At 54.5% G+C, this 24,568-nt stretch carries 22 protein-coding genes and 1 tRNA gene; 11 read left to right on the top strand and 12 right to left on the bottom strand.

The window, feature by feature from the left end:
- Positions 1 to 9: 9 nt before the first annotated feature.
- Positions 10 to 1,416 (bottom strand): heavy metal sensor histidine kinase, encoded by a 1,407-nt coding sequence (locus EAO82_RS19645; RefSeq protein WP_096347178.1) that lies wholly within the window; start codon positions 1,414 to 1,416, stop codon positions 10 to 12.
- Entirely contained in the window at positions 1,413 to 2,087 is a 675-nt protein-coding gene (locus EAO82_RS19640; RefSeq protein ID WP_096347179.1) for a heavy metal response regulator transcription factor, read from the bottom strand. The genes EAO82_RS19645 and EAO82_RS19640 overlap by 4 nt, the downstream gene beginning before the upstream one ends.
- Before the next feature lie 463 nt (positions 2,088 to 2,550).
- Here EAO82_RS19640 and EAO82_RS19635 point away from each other — a divergent pair, with 463 nt between their 5' ends.
- The 4 genes from EAO82_RS19635 to EAO82_RS19620 all read left to right on the top strand — a co-directional run bounded on the left by EAO82_RS19635 (position 2,551) and on the right by EAO82_RS19620 (position 8,957).
- Positions 2,551 to 3,780 carry a TolC family protein gene (locus EAO82_RS19635; protein ID WP_231703249.1) on the top strand — a complete coding sequence of 410 codons (1,230 nt, stop codon included), beginning with the start codon at positions 2,551 to 2,553 and terminating at the stop codon, positions 3,778 to 3,780.
- 107 nt (positions 3,781 to 3,887) lie between these two features.
- Entirely contained in the window at positions 3,888 to 5,453 is a 1,566-nt protein-coding gene (locus EAO82_RS19630; protein ID WP_096347180.1) for an efflux RND transporter periplasmic adaptor subunit, read from the top strand.
- Complete coding sequence (locus tag EAO82_RS19625; protein ID WP_231703248.1) at positions 5,443 to 5,811, top strand: P-II family nitrogen regulator; 369 nt, start codon at positions 5,443 to 5,445, stop codon at positions 5,809 to 5,811. Before EAO82_RS19630 ends, EAO82_RS19625 begins: the two co-directional genes overlap by 11 nt.
- Before the next feature lie 11 nt (positions 5,812 to 5,822).
- On the top strand, positions 5,823 to 8,957 hold the full coding sequence (locus EAO82_RS19620) for an efflux RND transporter permease subunit (protein ID WP_096347182.1): 3,135 nt from the start codon (positions 5,823 to 5,825) through the stop codon (positions 8,955 to 8,957).
- A gap of 325 nt (positions 8,958 to 9,282) precedes the next feature.
- On the opposite strand, the gene EAO82_RS19615 is transcribed toward EAO82_RS19620, so the two are convergent.
- Positions 9,283 to 9,498 (bottom strand): hypothetical protein, encoded by a 216-nt coding sequence (locus tag EAO82_RS19615; RefSeq protein WP_096347183.1) that lies wholly within the window; start codon positions 9,496 to 9,498, stop codon positions 9,283 to 9,285.
- A 279-nt stretch (positions 9,499 to 9,777) separates the two neighbouring features.
- Here EAO82_RS19615 and EAO82_RS19610 point away from each other — a divergent pair, with 279 nt between their 5' ends.
- Positions 9,778 to 11,094 carry an OprD family porin gene (locus EAO82_RS19610; protein WP_096347184.1) on the top strand — a complete coding sequence of 439 codons (1,317 nt, stop codon included), beginning with the start codon at positions 9,778 to 9,780 and terminating at the stop codon, positions 11,092 to 11,094.
- A gap of 224 nt (positions 11,095 to 11,318) precedes the next feature.
- On the opposite strand, the gene EAO82_RS19605 is transcribed toward EAO82_RS19610, so the two are convergent.
- Genes EAO82_RS19605 through EAO82_RS19595 form a run of 3 tightly spaced genes read right to left on the bottom strand, consistent with a single transcriptional unit; the run spans position 11,319 to position 12,914 of the window.
- Positions 11,319 to 11,774 carry a YqaA family protein gene (locus EAO82_RS19605; protein WP_096347185.1) on the bottom strand — a complete coding sequence of 152 codons (456 nt, stop codon included), beginning with the start codon at positions 11,772 to 11,774 and terminating at the stop codon, positions 11,319 to 11,321.
- Entirely contained in the window at positions 11,767 to 12,603 is an 837-nt protein-coding gene (locus tag EAO82_RS19600; RefSeq protein ID WP_096347186.1) for a nickel/cobalt efflux transporter, read from the bottom strand. Before EAO82_RS19600 ends, EAO82_RS19605 begins: the two co-directional genes overlap by 8 nt.
- A 23-nt stretch (positions 12,604 to 12,626) precedes the next feature.
- Complete coding sequence (locus EAO82_RS19595) at positions 12,627 to 12,914, bottom strand: metal-sensing transcriptional repressor (protein ID WP_096347187.1); 288 nt, start codon at positions 12,912 to 12,914, stop codon at positions 12,627 to 12,629.
- Positions 12,915 to 13,029: 115 nt separating this feature from the next.
- On the opposite strand from EAO82_RS19595, the gene EAO82_RS19590 reads away from it, so the two are divergent.
- From EAO82_RS19590 to EAO82_RS19580, 3 genes are read left to right on the top strand one after another with little or no spacing between them, the layout of a single operon-like run.
- On the top strand, positions 13,030 to 13,386 hold the full coding sequence (locus tag EAO82_RS19590) for a hypothetical protein (RefSeq protein ID WP_096347188.1): 357 nt from the start codon (positions 13,030 to 13,032) through the stop codon (positions 13,384 to 13,386).
- A 46-nt stretch (positions 13,387 to 13,432) separates the two neighbouring features.
- Entirely contained in the window at positions 13,433 to 14,167 is a 735-nt protein-coding gene (locus EAO82_RS19585; RefSeq protein ID WP_096347189.1) for a HupE/UreJ family protein, read from the top strand.
- Between the two features lie 14 nt (positions 14,168 to 14,181).
- Positions 14,182 to 14,859 carry a hypothetical protein gene (locus EAO82_RS19580; protein ID WP_096347190.1) on the top strand — a complete coding sequence of 226 codons (678 nt, stop codon included), beginning with the start codon at positions 14,182 to 14,184 and terminating at the stop codon, positions 14,857 to 14,859.
- 217 nt (positions 14,860 to 15,076) lie between these two features.
- Here the strand turns inward: EAO82_RS19580 and EAO82_RS19575 are convergent.
- The 5 genes from EAO82_RS19575 to rpsU form a co-directional block, all read right to left on the bottom strand.
- Positions 15,077 to 16,212, bottom strand: a protein-coding gene (locus tag EAO82_RS19575) for an IS3 family transposase (RefSeq protein WP_221412490.1) whose coding sequence is annotated in 2 segments (ribosomal slippage) — positions 15,077 to 15,972 and positions 15,972 to 16,212 — 1,137 coding nt in all. Because the reading frame shifts where the segments join, the coding sequence is not laid out codon by codon here.
- A gap of 926 nt (positions 16,213 to 17,138) precedes the next feature.
- Positions 17,139 to 17,215 (bottom strand) — tRNA-Ile (locus EAO82_RS19565).
- A 113-nt stretch (positions 17,216 to 17,328) separates the two neighbouring features.
- Positions 17,329 to 19,185: an RNA polymerase sigma factor RpoD gene (gene rpoD / locus EAO82_RS19560; RefSeq protein WP_096346994.1), complete on the bottom strand. Its 1,857-nt coding sequence runs from the start codon at positions 19,183 to 19,185 to the stop codon at positions 17,329 to 17,331.
- A gap of 99 nt (positions 19,186 to 19,284) precedes the next feature.
- A complete protein-coding gene (dnaG, locus tag EAO82_RS19555) occupies positions 19,285 to 21,153 on the bottom strand; it encodes a DNA primase (protein ID WP_096346995.1) in 1,869 nt (622 codons plus the stop codon).
- 297 nt (positions 21,154 to 21,450) lie between these two features.
- Positions 21,451 to 21,666: a 30S ribosomal protein S21 gene (gene rpsU / locus EAO82_RS19550; RefSeq protein ID WP_022961595.1), complete on the bottom strand. Its 216-nt coding sequence runs from the start codon at positions 21,664 to 21,666 to the stop codon at positions 21,451 to 21,453.
- A 240-nt stretch (positions 21,667 to 21,906) separates the two neighbouring features.
- On the opposite strand from rpsU, the gene tsaD reads away from it, so the two are divergent.
- Positions 21,907 to 22,935, top strand: coding sequence for a tRNA (adenosine(37)-N6)-threonylcarbamoyltransferase complex transferase subunit TsaD (gene tsaD, locus EAO82_RS19545; RefSeq protein WP_096346996.1), 1,029 nt, complete (start codon positions 21,907 to 21,909; stop codon positions 22,933 to 22,935).
- 8 nt (positions 22,936 to 22,943) lie between these two features.
- Here tsaD and plsY read toward each other — a convergent pair whose 3' ends face one another.
- Positions 22,944 to 23,528, bottom strand: a complete 585-nt coding sequence (plsY, locus tag EAO82_RS19540) for a glycerol-3-phosphate 1-O-acyltransferase PlsY (RefSeq protein WP_096346997.1) — start codon at positions 23,526 to 23,528, stop codon at positions 22,944 to 22,946.
- 109 nt (positions 23,529 to 23,637) lie between these two features.
- On the opposite strand from plsY, the gene folB reads away from it, so the two are divergent.
- Positions 23,638 to 24,000 (top strand): dihydroneopterin aldolase, encoded by a 363-nt coding sequence (gene folB, locus EAO82_RS19535; RefSeq protein WP_096346998.1) that lies wholly within the window; start codon positions 23,638 to 23,640, stop codon positions 23,998 to 24,000.
- Positions 23,997 to 24,545 carry a 2-amino-4-hydroxy-6-hydroxymethyldihydropteridine diphosphokinase gene (gene folK / locus EAO82_RS19530; protein WP_096346999.1) on the top strand — a complete coding sequence of 183 codons (549 nt, stop codon included), beginning with the start codon at positions 23,997 to 23,999 and terminating at the stop codon, positions 24,543 to 24,545. The genes folB and folK overlap by 4 nt, the downstream gene beginning before the upstream one ends.
- Positions 24,546 to 24,568 lie beyond the last annotated feature (23 nt).

Below are 24,568 nucleotides of genomic sequence, written 5' to 3'. Positions count from 1 at the left end.
CCTATTTTGCTATTTGACAGGCTGTTTCTGTTCGACTATCGGAAAGTTAAGGCTAAAAACGGTAATCCCTCCTGGGGTGCTGCTCACTTCGGCAGAACCGCCATGTAAACTCATGATGGAGCAAATGATTGCCAGCCCAAGACCGGTTCCGCCTTCGGAGCGGGAACGGCTTGGGTCAACTCTGTAAAAACGCTCAAATAAATGCGGAAGATGTTCGGCAGCAATTCCTTCGCCTGGGTTGGATACCGACAAAGAAATAATCTCCTGTCGCCTTTCTATCGTTAGATGCACATCTGATTCCGTTGGGCTATGCCTGATGGCGTTGGACAGCAGGTTGGATATTGCGCGCTGGATCATCAGCCGATCACCAAGGATAGTGCCCATGCCATTGATATTGAGTCTGATCTGCTTTTCTTCCGCTGGAATACTAAAAAGATCAGTCAGGCGGGCAACCTCCTGTTCCAGCCGAATCGGCTCGAAAGGTATCAGGGTGGCTGGGTGGTTCGTCTGCGCCAAAAACAGCATGTCAGATACGATTCGAGAGACGCGCTCCAGTTCCTCGGTACAGCATTCAAGCACCGCTTTATATTCTTCTGGCGGGCGTTTCTTGGACAGCGTCACTTGGGCTTTGCCCATCAGGTTGGCGATAGGTGACCGCAGTTCGTGGGCGAGATCATCAGAGAACTGTGAAAGCTGCTGAACGCCGTCATCAAGTCGATGGAGCATAAAATTGATGGCATGTGCCAATTCACTCAGTTCCTGGGGTAGCTTATCTACGGATATTCGGTGCGTGAGGTCTTGAGTGGATACGAGTGATGCGATATGCCGGAAACGTCTCAAGGGCGCAAGGCCCCTTTGCACAATCCACCACGCGCCAAAGCCAATCAGCGCTAAAAGTGCAGGTAAAAATAATAAGGCGGATTTAAGGTACATCTCAAGTAATGTGCTGTCTTCGGATCTATCGACGGTCAACAATACTTTTACCGCGTTGCCGTCCTTAAGCGAGATTATTTTCGAGACGGTAAGGTAATCAACGCCTTCAGCATCGGACCACTCGGTCAATCTACTATTGTCCGACACAGGGATGCCCGAAAGATATCGAGCGGCTGACTTGTCTCCAAGCGCAAGCAGTACTGTGGAGCGAGGCTGTAACGTGGCTATATTCAGACTTAAATTGTCGTGCCCCATGACCATATCCAGCAGCGCATGCGGATGCTGCAGAAGTGCGTGAGCGGTCATGTCCGCGTTCAGGCTGTGTTCAACTTGTCCTAGTTTGCCATCCAGATTGTTTTTGGCTATTGAGTCGAGTTGATGGTCAAGTACAGCATAGGTTAACGCGGCCAAGATGACGATCAATGCCGCACCCATAAGGCTGACTGAAAGTCCCAGGCGCAGAGATAAACTCGGCGGCTTCATCCTCTGTCCTCAAGAACATAGCCAACGCCTCTTATGGTATGGATTAATTTTATATCAAAGGGCTCGTCTATCTTTGCACGCAGTCTGCGTATAGAAACTTCAACAACATTAGTGTCGCAATCAAAGTTCATATCCCATACTAAAGAAATAATCTGAGTGCGTGATAGTACTTCACCAGACCTTCTCATCAGCAAGTGTAAAAGAGCAAACTCTTTGCTGGTAAGATCGATACGTTGAGGTCCTCGAAATGCGCGGTGTCTGGCAGGATCCAGCTCCAGATCGCTTACCTTTAATACCGAGGGTACGGGCATCTGCTCGCTACGTCTAAGCAAGGTGCGGATGCGGGCGAGTAACTCGGGAAACTCAAAAGGCTTGACTAAGTAGTCGTCGGCTCCCAGATCCAGGCCCTTTATTTTGTCAGCCAGCCGGCCTCGTGCCGTGAGCATGATAACGCGCGTGCCGCTGCGGCCCCGAATATACTTGAGAACATCCCAGCCATCGATTTCAGGTAGATTGACGTCAAGTATGACCAAGTCATAGTTATGCTGGTTCACCAAGTGAAGTCCATCTACGCCATTCGAGGCCTTATCTACTACATAGCCACTTTCGCTCAGACCCTGATGTAGATAGTCTGCGGCTTTGGGCTCGTCCTCAATAATAAGGATACGCATTGTAACGACCTTTTATATAGTGCCCACTAACGAGACACTATTGTTTGATGTAAGTTGTTAATATATTTAATTGAGCAATGCGATGCACTCATTCGGTTAATGCCGCCCGCCCGGCACATCGGGCTGACCAGGCACATGCGGAGTGACAATATGCCGCATTGTATTTTTTGACCATTGAATGATGTTTTCTTTGATCAATCCAGCGTGGGTAATATTAATATAACTAATGTTGAAATAGTCCCACATAACATATTTGTAATTATATCGACACCTCTGTGATAGCTCCACAACGCTAACGTTCCAGACAAGTAGCGTTCGGCTCCTGTTTTCAACGGTCTCTTTAGATTTCCGGGTTCAGTGAGTCTGACGGTTTGTTTGAGTAGCGGTTGAGGAGAATTTCCAAGTGCATTTAGAGAATATTGTGCCCTACGGGCAATGCCGAGGGTGGCGTTGCATCGTCGGGTTGTTGGCTCTGTTGCTGGTTCCTTTTGACGCGATGTCTGCGGTGCTATCGCGAGAATCGCTGACAATTCAGGAAGCGATGGCGGTAGCGTTTGCGGAGAACCCAGATCTAGCAGCAGCACGATGGGAAGCCGACATCGCAAAAGGGTCCGTTATACAAGCCGCTTCACTGCCAAACCCAGAGCTGTCCGTGGCTGTCGAAGATACCCGCCGTGAATCGAGCCTGACTAGCGTTGAGTTCACCCAGCCAATTGAATTGGGGGGTAAGCGTCGTGCTCGCACGACCTTTGCCGAGCGAGATCGAGATGTGGCTTTGATCCAGACAGAGCAAAAGGTCAATGAATTGCGCTCCGCGGTCATTCACGCATTCTATTCAGCGCTTCGTGCACAGGAAGCGTTTGAGCTATCCGGTAAGGCGGTAGAGCTAGCCACTCGTGGTGCTGCAGTTGCGCAAGGGCGAGTTACCGCAGGCAAGGCCTCTCCCATGGAGGCCACCCGCGCACAACTGGAGCTGTCAGACATACAGCTCAAAATGGAAAGCGCTAGATTTGACCTCGAAAATGCCTATTCGATGCTCGCCCTTGTCGGTGGTCAGGGCGCGCCGTTCTTCAACTCAGTGGAGGGAAGCTTTGAGGCTCTTCCCGCGCTGCCAGCCTCGGAAATAATACTGTCGCGTGTGGAAGGGGTACCTGAAGTCAGGTTGGCCCGCATGAATATTCTGCGGGCAGAGGCCAATGTGGGTGTTGAGAAAGCGGAGCGAATACCCACGGTGAGTCTCAGCGTGGGTAGCCAATATGATCGTGCGTTGGGGCAGCGAGTCAACCTGGTGGGTGTATCAGTGCCGTTGCCGCTGTTTAATCGCAACCGCGGAGCGCTACTCTCCGCAGCGCGAGGCGCTGACCAGGCCAGAGATATTGGGCAGGCAACAGAGTTGCGTATGCGTGCGGAAGTTCGGCGCACGTTAGAGCAATGGAAGTATGCAAAAAGAGAAGTCCATTCGCTTAATACGCGCCTGCTTCCTGACTCAGAAAATGCGTTGGAGGGCGCCGTTCGCGGTTTTGAAATGGGAAAGTTCGCGTTGATAGATGTGCTTGACGCTCAGCGTACATTCTTTGCGGTGCAGTCCCGATATATGGACTCGCTCGGAAGAGCGATTGACGCCTGGGTCAAGTTGGAAAAAATCTATGGTGTTGAGCTCGGTGTTGAGCTCGATGCCGAGTTTGATCGCTAGTTGTAAAACCTTATTACGTCGCCCGCCTTATCGGCATTGAACTGCTTCGAGTCAGGGGCAGTTGTGTGTCACGGGTTTTTATAATTACTTTATTACTGGAGTGTCAGATGGCATCCACAAATCCCAAAAAGCAGTATTTGATAATAGCAGTGGTGCTCGCGGTGGGATTGGTTCTCGCTGGTTTGATGGTAAGAGACGGTGAGGAATCGGTCGAAACTGATGCGCATGGCCAGGAATCGAATCATGAAGATGCGGCAGGCCACGATGACGAGGAGCGTCGCAACGGATCTTCGGCTACTGACGGCGCTGATCCGGAACATCAGGAGGCCCTCGAAGCTGTGACCGGCCCGAAGGGCGGCAAGCTTTTCACAAAGGGTGACTACGGCGTTGAGGTGACAATATTTGAAGAGGGCGCGGACCCTGAATTTCGGGTTTATACCTATCTTGATGGTGAATTGCTGGACCCGGCCAAGAGCACAGTGGAAATGCAATTGCACCGGCTTGGGCAAGATGCGCAGGTCATACAATTTACCCAGATGAACGACTATCTTTTGGGCGATCAGGTCGTAATTGAGCCTCATTCCTTCCGGGTTGACCTGGACGTTCAATACGGGGGATCCACATTCGCTTTTAGCTACGAGCAGGTTGAGGCACGTGTAACGCTTAGCGATGCGCAGCTTGAGCAGGGTGGCGTCAGCGTGGCAACCGCGGGTCCGACAACAATCGCGTCGCTTGTTCAGACGTTGGGTGAAGTTCGCTACAACAATGACAACACTGTCCAGGTCGTGCCTCAACTCTCGGGGCGCGTTACGTCGGTGTCGGCTAATGCCGGTGACAAAGTTCGCAAAGGCCAGGTTCTGGCAACGGTTACAAGTCAGGCGTTGGCAACAGTGCGCGGGGAGTTACTGGCGGCACAAAAACGATCCCAGTTGGCGCAAAGAACCTTTGATCGGGAACGGCAGCTTTGGAAAGAAAAAATCTCCGCCGAGCAAGACTTTCTTCAGGCGCAGCTTGAGCTGCAAGAAGCCAATATTGCGGTCCAGCGCCTTCAGGAACAGGTTGCATGGGTGGGTGGGTCTGCTGCGGTGAGCCTGACCGAGTTCGGGATCGTCTCTCCAATCGACGGTGTTATCACAGAGAAAAAAATCTCGGTGGGCGAGATTGTAAACGAGGCATCTTCTGTCTTTACCGTGTCCGACCTGTCTTCAGTCTGGATAGAGGCGACCGTCTCGGCAAAGGATCTTGGTGCCATAGCCGAGGGGCAGCGAGCGATGGTAAGCGCCAGCGCTTTTTCCGCAACCGCCGAGGGGCACATATCTTACATCAGTGCGTTGGTGGGGGCTCAGTCGCGCTCCGCCGTAGCGCGTATTGTTTTGGATAATGCCGACGGCATCTGGCGTCCTGGTCTTTTGGCTACTGTCGATATTGTCACTGACGAGACGACTGTGCCGATCGCGGTATCGACCGATGCCGTGCAGACGATCCGAGACTGGTCCGTCGTGTTTGGACGCTTCGGCAGCTTTTTTGAAGCGCGGCCAGTTGAACTCGGGAGGACTGACGGCCGTTTTGTAGAGGTTCTATCGGGGCTCAAGTCCGGCGACCAATATGCGCAGGACAATAGCTTCCTTGTAAAGGCCGAGCTTGGAAAAGCCGGCGCGAGCCATGACCATTAATCTGGAGTCATCCGAGATGAAACAAGTTACAGCCATTGTCCGGCCTGGCCGGCTTGAAGCGGTAGAGCAGGTGCTTCACGCGTTGCCGCACCTTCCCGGGTTCACCATTGTGCCGGCGCAAGGTCACCCGCGAGGCCATGGAGAAGGCCATCGGTACATTGCGGACGAATGGGATCCGGACGCTCACCAGCATTTTATGCTTCTGATTTTTTGTTCCGATGATTTCCTCGATGATGTTCTTCAGGCGATAGAAAAGGCAGCACATACGGGTATCCCTGGGGACGGCATTGTCGCCGTTACCACGCTGACAGATGTGTTACGCATCCGTACCGGAGAGCGTGGAAATGAAGCGCTTTAGGAGTCAAAAACATGTTTGAAAGAATAATTCGATTCTCTATTGATCAGCGCTGGCTGGTCATTCTGGCGGTCTTGGGTATGGCCGCTCTGGGGATCTATAGCTACCAGAAGTTGCCGATTGATGCAGTTCCCGATATCACCAACGTACAGGTTCAGATAAATACCGCAGCTCCAGGCTACTCGCCATTAGAGGTAGAACAACGGGTTACTTATCCGGTAGAAACGGTCATGTCTGGCCTACCCAACTTGCAGGAAACGCGTTCTTTATCTCGTTACGGGTTGTCTCAGGTCACGGTTATCTTTGATGAAGGGACTGATATCTATTTTGCACGTCAACTCGTCAACGAACGCATACAGGAGGCAAGAAGTAACCTGCCTGGAGAGCTCTCGCCTAAAATGGGGCCGATTGCTTCCGGTCTGGGTGAGATCTACATGTGGACCATTGAGACCGAGCCGGATGCAAAAAAACCGGACGGCAGCGATTATACGCCGATGGATCTGCGGGAGATCCAGGACTGGATTGTAAAGCCTCAATTGAGAACAGTACGAGGCGTAACAGAGATCAACACGATTGGCGGGTTCGCGAAGGAATTCCAGGTGTCCCCTGATCCCGCGCTTCTGGTCGCTCACGGTTTAACGTTAAACGAGGTGATAACTGCTCTGGAGCGCAATAATGCCAACGTGGGAGCAGGCTACATAGAGCGCAACGGAGAGCAATATCTCATACGTGCGCCTGGTCAGGTTGGTGACATAGCGGATATCGGCAACATCATCATTAAAAACGTCGATGGGGCGCCGGTTCGTATCGCGGACATAGCCGAGGTGGGGTTAGGAAAGGAGCTACGCACGGGCGCCGCCACCGAAAATGGCCAGGAGGTGGTGTTAGGCACGGCGTTTATGCTCATGGGCGAAAATAGCCGTTCCGTTGCCCAGGCCGTTGACCTGCGACTGAAAGAAATAAACCGCAGCCTGCCGGATGGTGTTTTTGCGAAGACAGTATATGACCGAACCATCCTGGTTGATAAGGCCATCAGTACGGTGAAAAAGAACCTCATTGAGGGCGCTTTGCTTGTTATAGCGATACTTTTTCTTTTCCTTGGCAATATTCGGGCCGCGATTATTACCGCAATGGTGATTCCGCTATCGATGCTTTTTACTTTTACTGGAATGGTCAACAACAAGGTAAGCGCCAACCTGATGAGTTTGGGCGCGCTGGACTTTGGCATCATTGTGGACGGCGCGGTGGTTATCGTCGAAAACTGTGTACGTCGCTTGGCTCACGCGCAAACAATTGCTGGTCGCGCATTAACCCGGAACGAACGCTTCAGCGAAGTGCTCGCTGCGTCCCGAGAGGCACGTAGGCCGTTGCTCTTCGGACAGCTGATAATCATGGTGGTGTATTTGCCGATTTTTGCCTTGACTGGCGTAGAGGGCAAGATGTTTCACCCTATGGCTTTTACCGTAGTAGCCGCGTTGCTTGGCGCCATGATTCTTTCGATTACTTTTGTCCCGGCAGCGGTTGCGCTCTTTCTTACCGGCAAAGTGAGTGAGAAGGAAAGCCGTGTTATGGCTTGGGCCAAGCGAGGATATGCGCCATTGCTCGACTGGGTTCTGGTCAGCAAACCCCTGGTACTGACTGTGGTAGTGGTGTTGATCGGGCTGTCCGCCTTGACTGCGTCCCGTATGGGTAGTGAATTTGTACCTAGTTTGGATGAGGGCGACATAGCGCTGCACGCGCTGCGAATCCCGGGTACCAGCCTTACACAGGCTATTGAGATGCAAGCTCAGCTCGAGCGGAGAATCATGTCTTTTGCTGAGGTGGATACGGTGTTCGCCAAGCTGGGTACGGCAGAGATTGCCACCGATCCCATGCCTCCGAACGTCGCAGATAATTTTGTAATGCTCAAGCCGAGAGAAGAGTGGCCAGACCCTGAGCGAGCAAAATCAGATCTGGTTTCAGAGATGCAAAAAGCGGTAGAGGAGGTGGCGGGCAATAATTATGAATTCACCCAGCCCATTGAAATGCGCTTTAACGAGCTTATATCGGGCGTGCGTAGTGACTTGGCTGTTAAAGTTTTTGGCGATGACATGGACATTATGAACGAAACGGCCGAAGAAATTGCCGAAGTTCTCGAAGGTATCCCCGGAGCAGCTGATGTGAAAGTAGAGCAAACAACAGGCCTGCCGATGCTCAGCGTTGAAATTGATCGTGAAAAGGCGTCGCGGTATGGCCTGAGTTTGTCGGACATACAGGATGTCGTGGCGATATCAGTCGGTGGCCGCGAGGCAGGTGTGCTTTTTGAGGGGGATCGCAGGTTTGAAATAGAAGTGCGGTTGTCCGATGAATGGCGAAACAATGTCGAAAGAATCGAACAACTTCCCATACGGCTTGCAAGTGGCGACCAGGTCGGAGGCTCGAGTTTCATACGTCTAGGTGACGTGGCGACGGTTATTTCGACCCCTGGACCAAACCAAATCAGCCGGGAAGATGGCAAGCGAAGGGTGGTCGTTACCGCAAACATCCGCGAACGTGATATCGGATCTTTTGTGGCGGAGGCGAAAGCGCGTTTAGACGAGTCTGTAGACGTACCGCCAGGCTACTGGACGGCTTGGGGCGGCACGTTTGAGCAGCTTCAGTCTGCGGCAAAACGGCTGCAGATTGTAGTTCCAGTATCGCTATTGTTGGTATTCACCCTGCTCTTCATGATGTTTGGCAATTTCAAGGACGGTTTGCTTGTCTTCACTGGCGTACCTTTTGCGCTGACAGGGGGGATAGCTGCGTTGTGGTTGCGTGATATTCCACTGTCAATTTCAGCCGGGGTCGGTTTTATCGCCCTTTCAGGGGTCGCCGTATTGAACGGGCTGGTAATGATCTCTTTCATTCGTATGCTTCGCGAAACCGGATTAGGTTTGGATGACGCGATCAGGCAAGGGGCTTTGACTCGGTTAAGACCGGTTCTGATGACGGCACTGGTTGCTTCTCTGGGGTTTATTCCAATGGCGCTGGCTGTTGGTACTGGTGCCGAAGTGCAACGGCCTTTGGCGACAGTCGTCATAGGGGGAATACTGTCTTCGACGGCGCTGACACTGCTGGTGCTACCAGTGCTTTACCGATTGGCTCATCAACGCTCGGGCATACGCACGTAGAATGGCAGGCGACGCCGTTGTTGTGTCACACGGCGTATGCTGCCTGGTTTTTCAGAAGCTGATTTGATTAGCGGGCGCTGGCAGTTTCAGTTGAACTGCCGGTTGGCTCTGGGTTTTGCTCGCAATTGCAAACAGTTTGCAATGCCCTTTTGAGTCCTGCGCCAAAGCCGTGGATCGCTAGGCTGGATAATTGAAGGGGGGCTGGCGTGGGATAAATGCCGGGAGATGACCATTAACAAAAAAGCCAACTAGATAATCATCTAATTGGCTTGTTGAGCAGCTATGAATAAAACCGCTTACTCGATTTGTCGCACTAGGACAATACTCAGTCTTGAGTGTCAGCGCTCGCTTTTGCCTCCTCCTTACGCTTGCTCTCCTCCTGCTTTGCCACATAGGAATTATCACGATCACTTTGGATATGTTGCGGAGCTCTAGCGGATGATACACCGCTAAGTGCGCGATCACTGCCATCCTCAGCCAGTACGTTAGCCGACATTAAAGCGATAACAAATGGTATAGCCAGTTTACTGATTGCTTTCATGGAACCTCCTCGTTTGTATACCCCATAGCTTACCGAAGATGAGTAACAGCAAGCTGAACGCAAAATGACAAATTGGTTATTATTGAGTTATGTCCGAATAATTAAAGCGTTCTTGTGTTTGATGCGTCTTTTATGACGAAGTCCTGCGAATTTCATGTTTATGTCAAAATTGTAATGTGACCGTCAGTTGGGTGTTATTTTAATCCGGCATACTCCGCCTTATAACCATTAAACAAATAAAGTCTTATCGCGATGTATGCCACAGTTAAGGAGCAACTGATGAATAAAAGACAAATCCTTTTTCCTGCTTTGGTTTTGGCTATCGGTTCGGGTAGTGCGCTGGCTGCTGAGGAGGCTGATGGCTTCGTTGAGGGAAGTAGCCTGGACCTGACCAACCGAAACTTTTACTTCAACCGTGATTTTCGCAACGGCCAGTCCAGCCCTGTAGGTAATGGCTATTCTGAAGAATGGGCTCATGCGGTTATTGGAGAATTTCGCTCTGGCTTTACTCATGGCACCATTGGCTTCGGTGTCGACGCCTTTGCCATGTTGGGGCTCAAACTTGATTCAGGTGGTGGCCGCTCAGGCGCAGGTGGCTCTGTCGACCTTCTGCCCTATGACAGTGCGGGCCGTGCTGAAAATAGTTACTCCAAAGTAGGAGGTGCGGTAAAGGCAAAATTTCAAGATACCGAAATAAAAATAGGCGATGTATTTCCGCAGACGCCGGTAGTGTATTACGGCGATTACCGGTTATTGCCCCAAAGCTTTCGGGGTGTCAATCTGGTCAGCACTGAGGTCGATAAACTGACCATTCAGGCGGGCCGCCTGCACTCCATGAGCCAACCCAACACAAGTAGCATGCGAGACGATTTTGCTACGTTCTATGCAGGCCCGGTCAGTTCGCCTTGGGTTGCTTATTTTGGCGGGGACTATGATCTGGGTCGTAACGTCAATGTCAGTCTTTACACCAGTCGGCTCAAGGATGCATGGGATCAACATTACGCCGGCACATCATTTACCTATCCGTTGGCAGATAATCTGACGCTGATGGGCGGCCTTAACTATTACCGCGCGGTTGATCAAGGTCGGGAGTTGTTAGGCCGTTTCGATAATGATATTTACAGCGGTAATGCCGGTGTGCAGTTTGGTCCACATACGGTCACTGTTGCATTACAAAGAAATAGTGGCGATGACGATTTTGATTATCTGCGTCAGTCCGGCTCTATTTATCTGGATAACTCGATTCAATATAGTGACTTTAACTCGCCCAAAGAAAACTCCCGGCAGATTCGGTATAACCTGGATATGACGACGTTTGGCTGGCCCGGGCTAAGTTTAATGACCCGTTATGCACAGGGGCGAGATGCAAACTACTCCGGCGCTAATGATATCTATGTCCGTCGTGATGGAAACGGTGTGCCATTGACGAATCAAAAGCGGTGGGAGCGTAACGTGGAAGCTAGCTATGTTGTTCAAGGGGGAGGAATGAAAGGTTTGACCTTCAGGCTTCGCCAGGCTACGACCCGTGCTACCGAATTTGAATCCGACCTTGATGAAGTTCGTCTGATTGTAGAGTACCCACTAGAGGTGCTCTGAACGGCTTGGCGGCCAAGCGTGGGATCGTACTTGCTCACGCTTGATCGCGCCGCAGAGCGCATGAGCTAGAGCCTGTGTTGAGAGCTACATTGGTTTTTGATCTTGCGACCAAGCAATGATTTATTACCGTCTTCATCTCTTGCAGCAATTTGCTCCTTCAAAAAGAGATGTTTTAGCGCCTTAACCGGCGCTTTTTTTGCTTTACGATTGTCGGCAGGGCGGTCTCAGAGGCCAACCCAACCCAGGGTCAGCGCTGCCAGCAACAAGTAGCGGGCAGCCTTGGCCAGGGTAACGATCAACAGAAAACTCCAGAAAGGTTCGCGCATGACGCCGGCGACCACGGTAAGTGGGTCGCCAATGATCGGCACCCAACTGAGAAGTAGCGACCAGCGACCAAAGCGATGATAAGCCCGCTGTGCCCGTTCCAGCTTGCCTTCGCTGACCGGAAACCAGCGTTTTTGCCGGTAGCGTTCGATGGAGCGGCCGAGTAGCCAGTTGAGCGCGGAGCCAAGCACATTGCCGATGGTCGCTACCGTCAATAATGCCCAGGCAGCATAATGGTCTGTCAGCAATAATCCGACCAGCACCGCTTCTGACTGCATCGGCAATAGCGTGGCAGCGCCGAATGCTGCGAGGAAAAGTCCAAAATAGCCGGAAAGCTCAAGCCAAATGTCAGGCATTTAGCCCGTTCCAGCCGTGAATGCCGATATATATCCCCACGCCGATGATCAGTACGCTGGAAAAATAAGGGGCGCGGCGTGCTACGGTGCTGAGCCACGGCCATCGATTGGACGCTTGGCGTGCGCCGATGGCGGCAGCGGCGCCAACAGTGACCAGCGTGATTGCCAAACCAATACTGAAGCACAGCACCAATACAGCTCCCAGTGTGACTTCTTTCACCTGCAGGCAGAGCAGCAATACGGTAATCGCCGCCGGACAGGGGATCAAACCCCCAGTCAGCCCGAACAGAATGATCTGGCCGGTGCTGACATTGCCATTGCTGAAACGCGTGCGGATATCCTCGGCATGCGCTCGTTCGTGGGCATCCTGATAACCTTCCAGCGACAGCTCAAGCCCTCCAGCTTTGACATGATCATGGTTATGGCCATGTTCATGTTCATGGTGATGCTGATGCGCACTAGCCGCCTCGAACTGCCATGTTTGCTCGCCCTGCCAGGTGCGCCACAGCATCCACAGGGCGATGAGAATAATGATGGCGGCGCTGGCGAGCTGGAAGTAGGGTTCGGTAGTGTCAGCGTCGAGATTCTGCCCCAGATACATGCCAAACATGGCCACTAACCAGACTACCGCCGTGTGAGAAATCGTCGCTGCGAAACCAAGCAGCACGGCCTGTTTCACCGTGCCGCGAATCGCCACGATAAACGCCGCCATCATGGTTTTGGAGTGTCCCGGCTCCAGGCCGTGCAGAGCGCCCAGTAAAATGGCGGTGGGAAAATATAACCACGCCTGGGAGGCTCCCTGTTGCAGTAGTTCGGCGAAACTCGACATGGGAGAAACCTGCTGGGAAAGTTTTAGAGGTATTTGGTGATTTGCTTGAAATCTTCCAGTGGTGCACGTTCACCGCCGGAAAGCGCTTCTAACGTGTGCTCCAGACAGTGGTCAATATGGTCCTGAATAAGCGTTCGCTTGGCTTGGCAGACGGCCTTTTCGACCGCGTGCAACTGTTGTGCAATATCGACACAGGGGCGGCTGCTTTCAATCATGGTGATGATGCTGCGTAGGTGACCCTCTGCCCGTTTCAATCTTTTGACGATATCGCCATGGCTTGCGTGCTGGTGGCCCTCTCCGTTTTCGCTCATGTATTGAGTCTCATGTCTCGATGGATTATGCTCGTATCCTATCCCCCTGGAGGGGATACGGTCAATCCGTTGAATCAGCAAGAATCACCAGCCCCAGGCACCGGACCCTCAAGATATGCCCAGCAAGCCCATCAGCGCCAAGGTGATATTTGCCCTCGCTCTCGTCGTATTGATGGCATGGGTCGGGCACAGCTCGGCATTGATGAATGGCGCAAGCCCGCCCGCCTGGGGCGACAAACATGCTCACGCGCATTCGCACGGTAACGACGTTCCCATCTGCTCAATCTGTGCGGATCACTTCCATTCATCGCTGACTGCCGATCACGTGCACGAAACGCCGCATCTGAATACGCCTCTTGGCGTAAGTGCTCAATCGAAGAGTCCAGCGCTTCTGCGTGACGCAAGCAGTTTTGTGCCTGCGGCACCGATTTTTTTATTCAAGCGGCCTCCCCGTCCTGACCTGGTGTGCTGACAACGCCGCCTCGCGGCTTATAACCACTGTCATTCAGGACTAAATCATGCATTCTTTTCCAGGAAGCGATCCGGGCAGATTCCTCGTACGCTCGAATCGCCCGCTATTGCTGTTATTACTGTTCATCACGCTGTTGCTTATAGGTATGCCTGACGCATTTGCCCACGCTGTCGCCGAAGGCGATAAGGGCTACATTCAGGAAATCACTGGCGTGAACCTCATTGCCTTCATGTACCTCGGGGCCAAGCACATGGTCACCGGCTATGATCATCTGCTGTTTCTGCTGGGGGTGATTTTCTTCCTCTACCGCATGAAACATATCGCTATCTATGTAAGCCTGTTTGCTGTTGGACACTCGCTCACCATGCTGCTGGGCGTGTACTTCAATATCGGTATCAACAGCTACATCATTGACGCGATCATCGGCCTTTCTGTGGTCTACAAGGCGCTGGATAACCTGGGCGCTTACCAACGCTGGTTTGGCTTTCAACCCAACACCAAAGCCGCCACCTTGATCTTTGGTTTGTTTCACGGCTTCGGTCTGTCATCGAAGATTATCGAATACGACATCTCCCCGGATGGTCTGGTCCCGAACCTGCTTGCGTTCAATATCGGCGTGGAAGTGGGTCAGCTGATTGCCTTGGCCATGATCCTGATTGCAATGAGCTTCTGGCGTAAGACTGACGGCTTCTTCCGTCATGCCTACACCGCCAACGTGGCCATGATGGGCGCGGGATTTCTGCTCATCGGCTATCAGCTCACCGGCTACTTTATTGCTTGATTCTGGAGACACTTATGTACAACACCGATATGCCCTCACGCGCCGAACTACCCAGTACAGCAAAACTGATTCGCTCTACCATCATCTCCGCCATCGTTGCATTGGTGCTTCTGGTGACCGTGGTCATGCCAGCCGAATACGCGATGGACCCGACGGGTGTAGGCCGTTTGTTGGGTTTGACTGAGATGGGCGAGATCAAACAGCAACTTGCCGATGAAGCCGCTGCGGATGAAGCCGCGCAGTTGACGGCGGTACCTACCACCACTGAAGCGTTTTCACCCGAGCCCGTTGCACCTGCTCAGCAGGCCGCGACCTTCCCTGAGCCACAAATCGAAGCCACTGCCTCAACCCCTGCGCCCGCAGCTGCGGCGGCGCCCGAATGGAAAGATGAGGCACAGTTTGTCCTTACTCCTGGGGAAGGCACAGAGTTCAAGCTGACGATGGAGGACGGGGCGGTTGCCAGTTTTCACTGGGTATCCGATGGGGGGGCGGTGAACTTTGATACCCACGGTGATGGCAGTGGCCAGTCGATTTCTTATGAGAAAGGGCGTGGTGTAGCGGAGGATGAAGGTGAACTCACGGCGGCGTTCACCGGCAATCATGGCTGGTTTTTCCGTAACCGGAACACTGAGGATGTCACGCTGATTCTCCGCACTCGTGGCAACTACGGTGAGTTAAAGCGGGCGATGTGAAGCGGAAGACATAATTAATTGCAGTCTCGCCAGGCCAGTCTCGAATTGAGGCTGGCTTGGCGTGGGGACCATAAACGTGTGCTTCTGGTAGATATTGAAACCTTCCTCCACACCTCTTGGACTGCTGGCCGCTCTTGGCCGAAAGCAGTCTGGGCGGACAGGCTGTTAACGGCCAAAAAGCGGTGGAATGCCCCGGGTTTTTGGACACGTTGAAGCCTCATGCTGAAGCGGCCTCGAAAGCCTCTGGGCTTAAGCCGCCGAGATGGCTGTGGCGCCGATTTCGATTATAAAACACTTCGATGTAATCAAAGATATCTGCGCGAGCTATGTCTCTGGTTTTGTAGATGCGCTTCTTAATGCGCTCTTTTTTCAAACTACTAAAAAATGACTCCGCGACAGCATTGTCCCAACAATTGCCGCGTCGACTCATGCTTGGCTCAAGGTTGTGGTGATGACAGAATCGTCTCCAGTCGTCGCTGCCATATTGAGACCCCTGATCTGAGTGAACCAGCACTCGGCTAGTGGGTTTGCGACGCCAGACAGCCATCATGAGAGCGTCTAGAACGATCTCGCGTGCTAGCGTCGGTTTCATGGACCAGCCCACTACTCTGCGTGAGAACAGATCCAGTACGACTGCCAGGTATAGCCATCCTTGCCAGGTCCTAATGTAAGTAATATCGGTTACCCAAGCGGTGTCTGGTGTGGTCACCTTGAATTCCCGGTTAAGCGTATTGGGTGCCAGGATCGATGGTCGGCCGTTCACAACTCTTGGCTTTTTATAACCGTGTATCGCTTTGATATTATTGGTCTTCATGATGCGATGGACTCTGTGCTTACCGCACGTCTCACCAGCCTCTTTCAGGTCCATTGATATCCGCCGATAGCCATAGACGCCAAAGCTGGCACCGTAAGAAGCATGTATCAAAGGCAGCAGCCGAGCATCTTCGACAGCTCTGTCGGACAACGGCCGGAAACGCCATGCGTAGTAGCCGCTTCGCGAGATATCAAGCAGGTTGCACATGGTGCGCACCGGAAACTCGCTACTGTGGTCAGCAACAAATCGGTACTTCACTCGGGTTGGCTTGCGAAGTACCGAGCGGCCTTTTTTAAGATATCTCGCTCCTCCTCAGTTCGTCGAAGCTGGGCTCGCAGCTTAAGAATTTCCTTCTTTGCGTCGTTGAGCTCTGAGGTCTGTTCGTCGGATTTACTTGGCTTGATTGCCTTGACCCATTTGTGAAGGCTGTGGGCAGAGACACCCAGTCGCTCCGAGACCTCGGCTACTGGGTAACCCCTCTCGACGATCTGCCGGACCGCTTCGTCTTTGAATTCGGGTGAATATCGCTGGTTACTCATCACTTCCTCCTATGCTCAAATAATAGGCTAGAAGTGTCCAGGTAACCCGGGGCATTCCAGCGGTCCTACGCGATGTGTCTAGAATACGTGGGGCAATTCACTATGGTCCTCTTCGTAATCATCGAACATGGAGCGCACCAAACGCTCGCGCTTGACGTCAGCAAGTATTCTGAAAAAGCACGTTTCGCAGAGCCGGAGCTCGTAGCTCTCGCCATCATGGGAAGAGCCGGGCCCCCAGTTTGCTCGGAGCACCCCGAACTCGGGAGGTAGCTCTCCTGATCGAAGGTCTTTGTCACAGAAATCGCAGTTCAGGTCATGGACCGGCTCCCTTTGTTCCTCTGTTTCAATGTTCATAGATTTTCCTCACGTAGCAATGCTACTTTTTTTGAGTTTATCCTATCCCAGCTTTGAGCCGGAAAAGCTCTGGCGTTTCTCGGGCCGCGGGAAACGACTGAGGCCAAAAGTCTAGATTCATCGTTAAAGAGCGATGTCGCTGCTGATGATTGCTTCTGCGTAGTGAGGATTAATAGTCCGTTCTCCTTACTTAGCTTCCTGCCTTACCCATGCAGCTGCGGCCTTGCGAGGACTGTATGTGGATTACGTGGATGAGTGAGTTCGCCATTGCTTTGCTTGCACATTACCAATGAGAGCGTCACTGTGCGGACTCTTTGCCTGGCCGAACGGCTTGGCAGTCGCATGTTAGGGTGCGGCAGTTAGCGCTCCCCGAGCAGCCCAAGCGAGCGAAGTAGCGGCCGTGAAGGCTGACGAAGAATGTGCTTGCTGTAGGGTTGGCTCTGACCGTAGCTCGTGCGGCTAGGAAGCTTGATGTTTTGGGCGGACACGGTACGTCGCGATTATTACCATAGTGTGGCCAAACCGGCCAATCTATGGTTCTAAGAACAATAAGGTCTGCTTGCGCAATAAAATGGTGGGCCCAGTAGGACTTGAACCTACGACCAAGCGATTATGAGTCGCCTGCTCTGACCAACTGAGCTATGGGCCCACGATAGTGCGAACGCCGCGAATTATACGTATTGAGACGGCTGCTGACCATAGTTATGCGCTCTGGAAATAAAAACGCCCGGCATTGCCGGGCGTTTTCTTACTGCACTGCGCTTACTCGTCGAGGAAGCTGCGCAGGTGGTCGCTGCGCGTGGGGTGACGCAGCTTGCGCAGCGCCTTGGCTTCGATCTGACGAATCCGTTCACGGGTTACATCAAACTGCTTGCCGACTTCTTCCAGCGTGTGGTCGGTATTCATATCGATACCGAAACGCATGCGCAGGACTTTGGCTTCCCGTGCGGTTAGGCCGGAGAGAACTTCGCGAGTGGCTTCCTTGAGGCTTTCCACGGTAGCCGAATCAATCGGCGATTCCATGGTCGAGTCCTCGATAAAGTCGCCCAGGTGCGAGTCTTCGTCATCACCGATCGGTGTTTCCATGGAGATCGGCTCTTTGGCGATCTTCAATACCTTGCGGATCTTGTCCTCGGGCATTTCCATGCGCTCGCCCAGTTCTTCCGGCGTCGGCTCACGGCCCATTTCCTGCAGCATCTGCCGCGAGATACGGTTGAGCTTGTTGATCGTCTCGATCATGTGCACCGGAATACGAATGGTGCGCGCCTGGTCGGCAATCGACCGGGTGATCGCCTGACGAATCCACCAGGTGGCGTAAGTCGAGAACTTGTAACCGCGACGGTATTCAAACTTGTCCACGGCCTTCATCAGGCCGATGTTGCCTTCCTGAATGAGATCGAGGAATTGCAGGCCGCGGTTGGTGTACTTTTTGGCAATCGAGATCACCAGACGCAGGTTGGCTTCGACCATTTCCTTCTTGGCGCGACGGGCACGGGCTTCACCAATCGACATGCGACGGTTGATGTCCTTGACCTCGGAGATGGTCAGGTCAGCTTCCTGGGCCAGCGCAGCGAGCTTCTTCTGCGCGCGGATAATGTCAGGCTTGCGGTCTTCCAGGGCTTCAGCGTAGCGCGGCTTGTCGGCCAGCAGGCTGTCGACCCAGTCGGTATTGATTTCGTTACCGGGGAAGCCGCGCAGGAAGTCAGCGCGGGGCATGCGTACGTCACGCACACACAACTGCATGATCGCGCGTTCCTGGGCACGGATCTGATCCTGAGCGCCACGTACACGCTGTACCAGCGCTTCGTATTGCTTGGGAATCAGTTTGATCGGCATGAACAGCAGTGCCAGCTCTTCGAGCTCGGCAGTTGCCTGCTTGCTGCCACGGCCGTGCTTTTTCAGGGCTTTCTTGGTCTTGGCCAACTGATCGCCGATGGCGGTAAAGCGCAGACGCGCGACTTCAGGATCAGGACCGCCGTCGCCTTCTTCCTCGGCGTCGTCGTCACTGTCATCGTCGTCGTCTTTGTCGTCCTTGTCCTTGTCGTCGGTCTTGGCTTCGGCAGGGGCTTCTTCCACTGCAGGCGCGCCACCGGACAGGCCGTCGTCATCAGGGTCGATGTAACCGCTGAAGATGTCGGACAGGCGGCCGCTCTCTTCAACTACACGATGGTAGTCGGCGAGAATGCCGTCAACGGTGCCGGGGAACATTGAGATGGCAGCCATAACTTCACGGATGCCTTCCTCTATGCGCTTGGCGATTTCAATCTCGCCTTCGCGGGTCAGCAGCTCGACCGTACCCATTTCGCGCATATACATGCGCACTGGGTCAGTGGTGCGACCAATATCGCTTTCAACGGCGGCAAGGGCAGCAGCGGCTTCTTCAGCAGCGGCTTCGTCGGCATCGTTGTCTGCCAGGAGCAGGGCATCGGCATCGGGCGCCGTCTCGAAGACGGTAATCCCCATGTCGTTGATCATGCGGATGATGTCTTCAACCTGCTCCGGATCGGAAATATCTTCCGGGAGATGGTCGTTGACTTCCGCATACGTCAGATAGCCTTGCTCGCGACCGCGGGCAATAAGCTCTTTCAGACGGGATTGCTGTTGCGCTTTTCCGGACATAACAACCCTTTGGATGCCTTGGTATACAAAAAAGTAAGCTGCGGATTATACCCTGATTTCCGGCCGTAAAGCCAGTTGGGCAGTCCTTAGCTTGTCTGATTACTGATCTGGAGCGTGCGCTGGGCGCCTGTGGAGGAGCTCGCGCAGTTGTTGCTTTTCCTCGGTGGTCAGCGGTGTATGTGCTGATTTGTCGAGGAGCTGTTCGATGCGTCGCTCGGTTTGTCGTGCTACCAGACTATTAATGGTGTCGAAAAACTGTTGTTCAAGGTTGGCGTCAGGAATATTCAATAACCATTCCTTTTCTGCCAACTGACTAAGCTGCTCGCCCATCTCGGTACCGTGCCAGCGCGCGAGTAATTGCACGGTACTCAGTGTAGGCGTTTTCTGCAGTGCTTCAATCAAGCCGACCAGCAATTGCGCCTGCTCACCTTCTTCATCGGCGAACTGATTGGCTTCTTTAACCAGTCCCGCCAGCTGTGGGTGGTGCAGCAGGGTGCGCGCGGCATTCAGTAGCGGGTTCTCCACGCCGGCGCGTTCGGCTTTGCGTGGCTTGTTGCTGCGCTGGGCAGCCCGGCGCGGCTGATATTCCTGGCTGTCGCCCCAGCTCTCTGGCTCCACGTCCTGATAGTCTGCATATTCGTCAGTTGCAGCGGGTGGTGGGGGCGGTGGCGGCAGGCTGTCCAGATCCATTCCGGTCAGCTTTTCCAGAGATTGGCGCAGTAAACGTTTGAGCATGCTGCCGGGGATTTGTTCAATCAACGGCAGCGCCAAGGTCGCCAGGTGCGCCTTGCCTTCCAGTGTATTCGGGTTGGCTTCCTCGGACAGGTGGCGGAACAGGTAATCGGTCAGTGCCTGTGCCTGTTGCGCCATGCGTGCGCGGAAGGCGTCCTGGCCTTCGCTGCGTATCAGCGTGTCCGGGTCCTGGCCTTCTGGCAGAAACATGAAGCGAACATGGCGGCCGTCTTCGAGTACCGGCAGGCAGGCATTCAGTGCGCGCCAGGCTGCTTGCCGTCCGGCCTTGTCACCATCGAAGCAGAACACCACGGTATTGACGATGCGAAACAGCCGTTTGAGGTGTTCTTCGCTGGTGGCGGTGCCGAGTGTTGCCACGGCATTGGTGACGCCGTGCTGGGCCAGGGCGATAACATCCATATAGCCTTCAACGACCAGAATATCGTCCAGTTGACGATTCTGCTGGCGCGCCTCGAACAGGCCGTAGAGTTCACGGCCTTTGTGATAGACCGGCGTTTCCGGGGAGTTGAGATATTTGGGCTTGTCGTCGCCCAATACTCGCCCACCGAATCCCAGCGTGCGGCCGCGACTATCGCGAATTGGAAAGATGATGCGGTCGCGGAAGCGGTCATAACGTTTGCCGCTATCGGGGTTCTCGACCACCAGCCCGGCTTCGATCAACGCCTTGACCTCGGTGCTGTCCTTGCTCAGGTGGCTCATCAGATTGTCCCAGCCGGGCGGGGCGAAACCGATGTCGTAGAGTTTGGCAATCTGGCCGGTCAGGCCGCGTTGTTTCAGATAGTCGACGGCGCGGCGCTTTTGCGTGTGGTGACGCAATTGCTGGCGGTAGTAGGCGGCGGCCTGTTCCAGTAGCGCGTACAGCGGGCTGTCCTGGCGTGGCGCGCGGGGCTCGCGGCGTGAACCTGGGCGCTGTTCTTCGCGCGGCACATCAACGCCGGCATGACGCGCCAGCTCTTCGACCGCCTGGGGAAAGTCCAGTCGCTCGAAATCCATGACGAAACTCAGCGCATTGCCACCAGCGCCACAGCCGAAACAGTAATAGAACTGCTTGTCTGGGCTGACGCTGAAAGACGGTGATTTTTCGTTATGGAATGGGCACAGGGCCGAGAAGTTTTTGCCGGTTTTCTTCAGCTTCAGGCGCGAGCCAACCACCTCGAGGATATCGGTGCGGCCGAGGAGGTCGTCAATAAAGCCTTGGGGGATCAAGCCTGCCATCAGAGCTGCCTTGCGATGTCGATATCCGCCGCAGTAAGCAAGCGCGGCTCTCGTCTTTGCGCGGCCTGGCTGGGTCGAGTCACGCTTGGTTGAGCTGCGTAGGCCGACTCATGCCAGCGCGTGCGCAACACTATAGCAGTCAGCGATAATCAGCCAAGCACAAAAATCCAGCCCATTCCAATACGTTGGAAGGCCGGAAAGATGCGTAGAGCTTAGCAGTATCAGCCTGCCTGGATCACTACCTTGCGGTGCGGACCCGGCGAGCCCGATCGGACTCGCAAACAGACAGACTGAAACTCAGTACAGGCGTACGTGACGACGCTGTTCGCGCTGAAGCTTCTTGGCGTGACGCTTTACAGCGGCAGCAGCCTTGCGCTTGCGCTCGGTAGTGGGCTTCTCGTAAAACTCGCGGCGGCGGACTTCAGCCAACACACCAGCTTTCTCGCATGAGCGCTTGAAGCGGCGCAGTGCGACGTCGAAGGGTTCGTTCTCTTTTAATTTGACGGCAGGCATTTCGTACCTTTCTGACAATGTGCTGTGGGTCATAACCCTCGGCCGTGGCCGTGGGCGATTGCATTTCTAAGGGGAGCGGATGTTACCGCCTTCATTCGGGAAATGCAAAACAAGATTCGATGTCAGTGTGAAAATCCCCCCGGCAGATGGGCATCGATACCCGGAAAGTCTGGTCTGGCGGCCAAGGGGCGATTATCATGCATGCCCACTTTCCTGATGTCCATCGGTAGCTGATTTATTATGCGTGTTCTGGGTATTGAAACTTCCTGCGATGAAACCGGCATTGCGCTCTATGACAGCGAGCGCGGGCTGCTGGCGGACGCCTTGTTCAGCCAGATCGACCTGCATCGCGTATACGGCGGCGTAGTACCCGAGCTGGCGTCGCGTGATCATGTGAAACGCCTGGTGCCGCTGATGCGGGAAGTATTCGCAAGCGCCGGAGTTGCTGAAGGTGATGTCGACGGCGTGGTTTATACCGCCGGGCCCGGCCTGGTGGGTGCGTTGCTGGTGGGTGGTGCCTGCGCGCGGGCACTGGCGTTTGCCTGGGGCGTACCGGCCTTGGGCGTGCACCATATGGAAGGCCATCTGCTGGCGCCGATGCTGGAGGCGTCGCCCCCGGCTTTTCCCTTTGTTGCGCTGCTGGTGTCAGGCGGGCATACCCAACTGGTGCGCGTCGATGGCATAGGTCAGTATCAGTTGCTCGGCGAGTCGCTGGACGATGCCGCCGGCGAGGCTTTCGACAAAACCGCCAAGCTGATGGGACTGCCTTATCCCGGCGGCCCGGAAATCGCCCGACTGGCTGCGTCGGGCACCCCGGGTCGCTTTGTCTTCCCACGCCCCATGACGGATCGCCCCGGTCTGGATTTCAGCTTCAGCGGTCTGAAGACCGCTACCTTGAATGCCTGGCAGCAATGTGTCACCCAAGGTGATGCCGGCGAGCAGACGCGCTGTGATGTGGCGTTGGCTTTTGAACAGGCGGTGGTCGACACCCTGACAATAAAATGCAAACGCGCGCTCAAGGCCTGCGGGCTGAATCGCTTGGTGATCGCCGGCGGCGTCAGTGCCAATCGGCATTTGCGCGTGTCGCTGGAGGCCATGGCCAAGGGGCTCAAGGGCGAGTTGTTCTATGCGCGCCCGGAGTTCTGCACGGATAACGGCGCGATGATCGCCTACGCTGGTTGTCAGCGGCTGATGGCCGGCCAGCATGATCAATCCGGTATTGAGGCGCGGGCGCGCTGGCCGATGGAAGAGCTGCCGCCCATTAACTGAGCGTGGCGCTAGTTTTTGAAGTGATTCTCGCTGCCAGTCAGCAAGCGGCCAATATTCAGCCGGTGACGCAACAGAATCAACAGCACCATGATGCTGCAGGGCAGTAACAGCTCAGGTCGTTGCCAAGCGAGCCAGGGCAACAAGCATACGCAGGCCGTTATCGATGCGACGGAAGCGATGCGCAAGGCGGCAAAGATGACCAGCCAGATTGCACTGGCGACCAACGCCGCCGGCCAGGACAGGATCAGCAGTGCGCCTGCCGCAGTGGCAACACCTTTGCCGCCGCGCAGGCGATGGAAGATCGGTAGAATATGGCCAGTGACGGCGGCCAGCGCGATCCAGCCTTGTTCTCGCGGATCAAGCCCTGCACGCTGGGCCAGCCAGACGGCCAGCGCGCCTTTGCCCAGATCGCCGAGCAGGGTGGCCAGAGCCAGGGATCTGCCGCCCAGCCGCAACATATTGCTTGCGCCGGGATTGCCGGAGCCCATGCTGCGCGGGTCAGGCAGCCGCCGCAACAGGCTGATAAGCACGGCGAAGGAAACCGAGCCGAGTAGATAGGCAATACACAGCAGCAGGATGAATGAAGTAGGCATGGCTCTCGCCGTGATCAAAACTCGATTGTAGTCGACCCGGTGGTATTCGGCTCGCTCACGCTCAACACGTTTGTAGAACCCCGAGCGACAAAAAAAACTGGAGCGTCCTGTGGATCAGGTATTTATCAAAGGGTTGTCAGTCGAAGCCGTCATCGGCGTTTATGACTGGGAGCGGACCATTCTGCAACCGCTGGTGCTCGATCTGGAAATGAGCTGGGATATTCGAGCAGCTGCTGCGGGCGATGATTTAAGCGCGACGCTGGATTATGCCGCCGTCAGCACACGGGTGCTTGAGTATGTAGCCAGCAGTCAATTTCAACTGGTCGAAGCCCTGGCTGAACATGTCGCGGCGCTGGTGATGCATGAATTTTCCGTGCCCTGGTTGCGTCTGCGCGTGACCAAACCGGGTGCGATAGAACAGGCTAGCGGTGGCGTAGGCGTGCTAATCGAGCGTGGGGCGCGTCCAGTATGACCATGGTTTTTCTCGGCGTGGGCAGCAATACCGATCGGGAGCATTTTCTCGGTCGCGGCCTGGATGCGCTTGAGCAATTATTGGGTCCGCTGGATGTATCGCCGGTATTTGAAAGTGACGCGGTGGGCGTATTGGGCCGTCGTTTTCTGAACATGATTGTCGGGGCCGAAACGCACCTGCCGCTGAGCGATCTTACTGCCGGACTCAAGGCCATTGAAGCGGCCTGTGGGCGGCGTGATTCGCCCTCGCCAGGACGCATTACGCTGGATATTGATATCTTGTCCTACGGCAGTCTTGCGGGCGTGCATCAGGGGTTGACCCTGCCGCGGCCGGAAGTGCTGCGTAACGCCTTTGTGCTTTGGCCGCTGGCATTGCTGGCTCCGCATGCGGTCCTGCCCGGCAGCGAGCTGACACATGCCGAGCTGTGGGCTGGATGGCAGGGTGACCAGGCGTTGTGGCCGGTTGCCTTTGACTGGCGTGGCAGAGCCTTGACCCCGGTCGACTTGATTGAGGCGCATTCCTTGCGATCGACTTTTGGCGGTTGATGGGTTGCTTGGGACGTCTGCGT

The sequence above is a fragment of the Halopseudomonas pelagia genome, from assembly GCF_009497895.1.
GTDB classification, from domain to species: domain Bacteria; phylum Pseudomonadota; class Gammaproteobacteria; order Pseudomonadales; family Pseudomonadaceae; genus Halopseudomonas; species Halopseudomonas pelagia_A.
Note: the sequence above shows the minus strand (reverse complement) of the source record. Positions and strands in the feature narration are given on the sequence as shown.

Bases quoted from the DNA above. Each gene is read 5' to 3' on its own strand.
- EAO82_RS19645 (WP_096347178.1), bottom strand. From the start codon at position 1,416: ATGAAGCCGCCGAGTTTATCTCTGCGCCTGGGACTTTCAGTCAGCCTT.
- EAO82_RS19640 (WP_096347179.1), bottom strand. From the start codon at position 2,087: ATGCGTATCCTTATTATTGAGGACGAGCCCAAAGCCGCAGACTATCTA.
- EAO82_RS19630 (WP_096347180.1), top strand. From the start codon at position 3,888: ATGGCATCCACAAATCCCAAAAAGCAGTATTTGATAATAGCAGTGGTG.
- EAO82_RS19625 (WP_231703248.1), top strand. From the start codon at position 5,443: ATGACCATTAATCTGGAGTCATCCGAGATGAAACAAGTTACAGCCATT.
- EAO82_RS19620 (WP_096347182.1), top strand. From the start codon at position 5,823: ATGTTTGAAAGAATAATTCGATTCTCTATTGATCAGCGCTGGCTGGTC.
- EAO82_RS19615 (WP_096347183.1), bottom strand. From the start codon at position 9,498: ATGAAAGCAATCAGTAAACTGGCTATACCATTTGTTATCGCTTTAATG.
- EAO82_RS19610 (WP_096347184.1), top strand. From the start codon at position 9,778: ATGAATAAAAGACAAATCCTTTTTCCTGCTTTGGTTTTGGCTATCGGT.
- EAO82_RS19605 (WP_096347185.1), bottom strand. From the start codon at position 11,774: ATGCCTGACATTTGGCTTGAGCTTTCCGGCTATTTTGGACTTTTCCTC.
- EAO82_RS19600 (WP_096347186.1), bottom strand. From the start codon at position 12,603: ATGTCGAGTTTCGCCGAACTACTGCAACAGGGAGCCTCCCAGGCGTGG.
- EAO82_RS19595 (WP_096347187.1), bottom strand. From the start codon at position 12,914: ATGAGCGAAAACGGAGAGGGCCACCAGCACGCAAGCCATGGCGATATC.
- EAO82_RS19590 (WP_096347188.1), top strand. From the start codon at position 13,030: ATGCCCAGCAAGCCCATCAGCGCCAAGGTGATATTTGCCCTCGCTCTC.
- EAO82_RS19585 (WP_096347189.1), top strand. From the start codon at position 13,433: ATGCATTCTTTTCCAGGAAGCGATCCGGGCAGATTCCTCGTACGCTCG.
- EAO82_RS19580 (WP_096347190.1), top strand. From the start codon at position 14,182: ATGTACAACACCGATATGCCCTCACGCGCCGAACTACCCAGTACAGCA.
- rpoD (WP_096346994.1), bottom strand. From the start codon at position 19,185: ATGTCCGGAAAAGCGCAACAGCAATCCCGTCTGAAAGAGCTTATTGCC.
- dnaG (WP_096346995.1), bottom strand. From the start codon at position 21,153: ATGGCAGGCTTGATCCCCCAAGGCTTTATTGACGACCTCCTCGGCCGC.
- rpsU (WP_022961595.1), bottom strand. From the start codon at position 21,666: ATGCCTGCCGTCAAATTAAAAGAGAACGAACCCTTCGACGTCGCACTG.
- tsaD (WP_096346996.1), top strand. From the start codon at position 21,907: ATGCGTGTTCTGGGTATTGAAACTTCCTGCGATGAAACCGGCATTGCG.
- plsY (WP_096346997.1), bottom strand. From the start codon at position 23,528: ATGCCTACTTCATTCATCCTGCTGCTGTGTATTGCCTATCTACTCGGC.
- folK (WP_096346999.1), top strand. From the start codon at position 23,997: ATGACCATGGTTTTTCTCGGCGTGGGCAGCAATACCGATCGGGAGCAT.